This is a genomic window from Hydrocoleum sp. CS-953, assembly GCF_002260545.1.
Classification (GTDB): domain Bacteria; phylum Cyanobacteriota; class Cyanobacteriia; order Cyanobacteriales; family Microcoleaceae; genus Trichodesmium.
Genome location: NZ_LGSU01000380.1, coordinates 1 through 2,929 on the forward strand (window position 1 = coordinate 1; position 2,929 = coordinate 2,929).

2 protein-coding genes and 1 pseudogene are annotated in these 2,929 nt (G+C 35.4%); all 3 read left to right on the forward strand.

Annotated features, from left to right (window positions below; genetic code table 11):
* Positions 1–382: 382 nt before the first annotated feature.
* Positions 383–1,741 (forward strand): UDP-N-acetylmuramoyl-L-alanine--D-glutamate ligase, encoded by a 1,359-nt coding sequence (gene murD, locus AFK68_RS03655; RefSeq protein ID WP_094671639.1) that lies wholly within the window; start codon positions 383–385, stop codon positions 1,739–1,741.
* A 90-nt stretch (positions 1,742–1,831) separates the two neighbouring features.
* Positions 1,832–2,080 carry a Uma2 family endonuclease gene (locus tag AFK68_RS03660; protein WP_094671640.1) on the forward strand — a complete coding sequence of 83 codons (249 nt, stop codon included), beginning with the start codon at positions 1,832–1,834 and terminating at the stop codon, positions 2,078–2,080.
* Between the two features lie 32 nt (positions 2,081–2,112).
* Positions 2,113–2,616: pseudogene (locus tag AFK68_RS03665) on the forward strand (Uma2 family endonuclease); the annotation flags it as partial.
* Positions 2,617–2,929: the final 313 nt, after the last annotated feature.

The window sequence follows — 2,929 nt, forward strand, 5'->3', positions numbered from 1 at the left end:
TAATTAACGTAAAATACATATCAGATATATATTATACCCTTTTTTTTACTATTTTTTCACTAAAGTCCCGCTACTACCTCTTTTTACTGTAACTATATTTTTTTAATTTAGTATTTGATAAATGAAAACTGCTATAAATACAGATAATATCCCTTTTAGAATAGAGAGACTTTACACCAATTTTTTTTGTAGATATTTTTTTAGGAAAAAATACCAGAAAAATAGGTATTTTATTTACTTCAGTTATTTAATAAGCATCAACTATAACACTACCTTTTATAGAAACTGTATAAATCCTAAATCTTATGGAAGTATCCTAGCTCAATCTACTGTAAAATTAAAATAATTAGATTGGGAATTCGTTCTTCACTCAAAATTTACTATGTCAAAAGCTCATATTATTGGTTTAGGAAAATCAGGTGTTGCTGCTGCGCGACTGCTGAAAAAAAATGGTTGGGAAGTTGAATTGAGCGATCGCAATATTTCTGACTCCCTCCAGCAACAGGAACAACAACTAACTCAAGAGGGTATTACCGTTAAGTTGGGTTATTCATTTGAACCGGAAAAGTCTTTAGATTTAGTTGTTGTTAGTCCTGGTGTGCCTTGGGATATACCCCCACTGCTCCGTGCTAGAGAAAATGGTATTGAAACTATTGGCGAAATGGAATTGGCATGGCGATATCTCCAGTCTCCCCGGTGGGTGGGTATCACTGGCACCAACGGTAAAACTACTACTACTGCTTTAGTTGCTGCAATTTTTCAGACTGCGGGGTTGTCTGCTCCGGCCTGTGGTAATATTGGTTATGCTGCTTGCGAATTAGCTTTATCAGAAACTCCCCCAGATTGGGTAATTGCAGAAGTTAGCAGTTATCAAGTTGAGTCTTCCAATACTCTCAAGCCAGAGATTGCTGTATGGACTACTTTTACTCCTGACCATCTCAGTCGGCACTACAATTTAGATAATTATTTTAATATTAAAGCCAGTTTATTAAATCGCTCTCAAATACAAATTATCAATGGTGATGACCCCTACTTGCATGAAAATGCAACTAACCTTTGGCATAATACCTACTGGACAAGCGTTAAAGGTAAAGCTAATTTGCTGGGAGATGCTGCGAAGGGAATTTATATTGAAGATGGATGGGTAGTTGCTTTCGGAGAACAAATAGTTTCTGTAGAGTCACTACAAATCTTAGGAACTCATAATCAGCAGAATTTATTGATGGCAGTAGCAGTGGCGAAATTGGCAGGAATAGAAAAAGAGGCGATCGCTGAGGCGGTGGAAAATTTTTCTGGTGTACCCCACCGTTTGGAATATATTTGTAGTTGGAATGGGGTGGATTTTATTAATGATAGTAAAGCTACAAATTATGATGCTGCAGCAATTGGTTTAAGAGCTGTACCGGCACCTGTATTATTAATTGCTGGTGGTGAAGCTAAAGAAGGTAATGATAATGATTGGTTGCGACAAATTAAGGAAAAAGTTGTTTTTGTTTTGTTAATTGGTGATGCTGCTGAGTTTTTAGCTAAGAGATTACAAAAGATTAATTTTCGTCATTATGAAATAGTGAAAAATATGGAACGCGCGGTAATTAGAGGTGCAGCATTATCGAAAAAATATGATGCTAAAGTTGTGTTATTATCTCCCGCTTGTGCAAGTTTTGATCAGTATCAAAATTTTGAAGAAAGAGGAGATAATTTTCGGCAATTATCTTTGGCATTGAATCAGAAAAAAAGGTAGATTTAGGTGTTAGGTAGTAGGTGTTAATTCTGAGGTTTTAGCTATGAGATATAATATAGAAATAAACACAAAAAAAGGTGAATTATAATTATGTCTGGTTTAACAGTTAAAGATTTAGAAAAGCTGCAAGTAGATTACCCAGATTATCAGATGGAATTAGTAGGTGGAGAAATTATTGTGATGAGTCCTTCGGGTCTAGAATCAGGTGAAATAGGATCAGCAATAGTAGCTTATTTATGGAATTGGGTAAGACCAAGAAAGTTAGGTAGAGTTATTGCTTCTAGTGGAGGTTTTCGCTTACCAAATCCAGATGAAGATATTAGCACTCCAGACTCGTAGCGGTTTCGTGCAGAAAAATTACTCCGTCCTANCCAGATTATCAGATGGAATTAGTAGGTGGAGAAATTATTGTGATGAGTCCTTCGGGTCTAGAATCAGGTGAAATAGGATCAGCAATAGTAGCTTATTTATGGAATTGGGTAAGACCAAGAAAGTTAGGTAGAGTTATTGCTTCTAGTGGAGGTTTTCGCTTACCAAATGCAGATGAAGATATTCGGACTCCAGATGTTTCTTTTATTCGTGCAGAAAAATTACTCCGTCCTACAGAAGATTATGTTAAGTTAGTTCCTGACCTAATTTTTGAAGTTAAATCTAAGAGCGATAAATTACCAAAATTACGTCAAAAAATACAAGAATTTATAGAGTTAGGAACTGTTGTTGGGGTGTTAGTAGATCCTCGCAGTCGGACAATGGAAGTTTATCGTTATCAGCAAGAAAAAATAGTCCTGAAAGATGGGGATATGTTAGAAGTAGAAGAAATCTTACCAGGATGGAAATTACCTGTAGTTGAAGTATGGGCGCCAGAGTTTGGGTAAGAATTATAGAAGTTTTCATGTTTTTTAGACTACAGAGATTTGGGTTTAAAGGAAGAAGGCTCATATTATCTAGGAGAGAAGGAAGAAGTAATGCAAGTTATGAAGTTAAAACCGCTATAAAATCAAAATAAAAAACACCAGAGATAAAGCAGATTAATGATGAAAAAAAGGAAATATTGTTATGGCAAATTTAACAGTTAAAGATTTAGAAAAGTTGCAGATAGATTATCCAGATTATCAGATGGAATTAGTAGGTGGAGAAATTATTGTGATGAGTCCTTCGGGTCTAGAATCAGGTGAAATAGGATCAGCA

What these genes read in the sequence shown, in the direction of transcription:
- murD (WP_094671639.1), top strand. Translation starts at nt 383, where the DNA reads ATGTCAAAAGCTCATATTATTGGTTTAGGAAAATCAGGTGTTGCTGCT.
- AFK68_RS03660 (WP_094671640.1), top strand. Translation starts at nt 1,832, where the DNA reads ATGTCTGGTTTAACAGTTAAAGATTTAGAAAAGCTGCAAGTAGATTAC.